Genomic DNA, 1,391 nt, shown 5'->3' on the forward strand with positions numbered 1-1,391 from the left:
GACTTCATGGGGTCGAGTTGCAGACCCCAATCCGAACTGAGACCGGCTTTTTGGGATTCGCTCCACCTTACAGTTTCGCAGCCCTTTGTACCGGCCATTGTAGCATGCGTGAAGCCCTGGACATAAGGGGCATGATGACTTGACGTCATCCCCACCTTCCTCCGAGTTGACCCCGGCAGTCTCCTATGAGTCCCCACCACCCCGAAGGGCGTGCTGGCAACATAGGACGAGGGTTGCGCTCGTTGCGGGACTTAACCCAACATCTCACGACACGAGCTGACGACAGCCATGCACCACCTGTATAGGACCCTTACGGACCCCCCATCTCTGGAGGATTTCCCTATATGTCAAACCCAGGTAAGGTTCTTCGCGTTGCATCGAATTAATCCGCATGCTCCGCCGCTTGTGCGGGCCCCCGTCAATTCCTTTGAGTTTTAGCCTTGCGGCCGTACTCCCCAGGCGGGGCGCTTAATGCGTTAGCTGCGGCACGGAGGACGTGGAATGTCCCCCACACCTAGCGCCCAACGTTTACGGCGTGGACTACCAGGGTATCTAATCCTGTTCGCTACCCACGCTTTCGCTCCTCAGCGTCAGGTAAGGCCCAGAGAGCCGCCTTCGCCACCGGTGTTCTTCCTGATATCTGCGCATTCCACCGCTACACCAGGAGTTCCGCTCTCCCCTGCCTACCTCTAGTCTGCCCGTATCGGAAGCAGGCTCGGGGTTAAGCCCCGAGTTTTCACTCCCGACGTGACGAACCGCCTACGAGCCCTTTACGCCCAATAATTCCGGACAACGCTCGGACCCTACGTATTACCGCGGCTGCTGGCACGTAGTTGGCCGGTCCTTCTTCTGCAGGTACCGTCACTCTCGCTTCGTCCCTGCTGAAAGAGGTTTACAACCCGAAGGCCGTCATCCCTCACGCGGCGTTGCTGCGTCAGACTTTCGTCCATTGCGCAATATTCCCCACTGCTGCCTCCCGTAGGAGTCTGGGCCGTGTCTCAGTCCCAGTGTGGCCGGTCGCCCTCTCAGGCCGGCTACCCGTCGACGCCTTGGTAGGCCATTACCCCACCAACAAGCTGATAGGCCGCGAGCCCATCCCCAACCGCCAGAACTTTCAACCAACCACCATGAGACGGTCAGTATTATCCGGTATTAGACCCCGTTTCCGAGGCTTATCCCAAAGTTGAGGGTAGGTTGCTCACGTGTTACTCACCCGTTCGCCGCTCGTGTACCCCCGAAGGGGCCTTACCGCTCGACTTGCATGTGTTAAGCACGCCGCCAGCGTTCGTCCTGAGCCAGGATCAAACTCTCCGTTGAAAAATATGACAAACCAGCAAAGCTGGAGAGCCGACAATCGAAAAGCGATCCTTTGAATCAGAAACAAAACCATT

1 rRNA gene (cut by a window edge) is annotated in these 1,391 nt (G+C 57.7%); it reads right to left on the reverse strand.

The annotated features are described in order from the left end of the window. Positions 1 to 1,391, reverse strand: a 16S ribosomal RNA gene (locus AB0L64_RS40935) (its annotated part extends 262 nt beyond the left edge of the window); the annotation flags it as partial.

Origin of the sequence: Kribbella sp. NPDC051936 (assembly GCF_040680955.1) — a bacterium.
Classification (GTDB): domain Bacteria; phylum Actinomycetota; class Actinomycetes; order Propionibacteriales; family Kribbellaceae; genus Kribbella.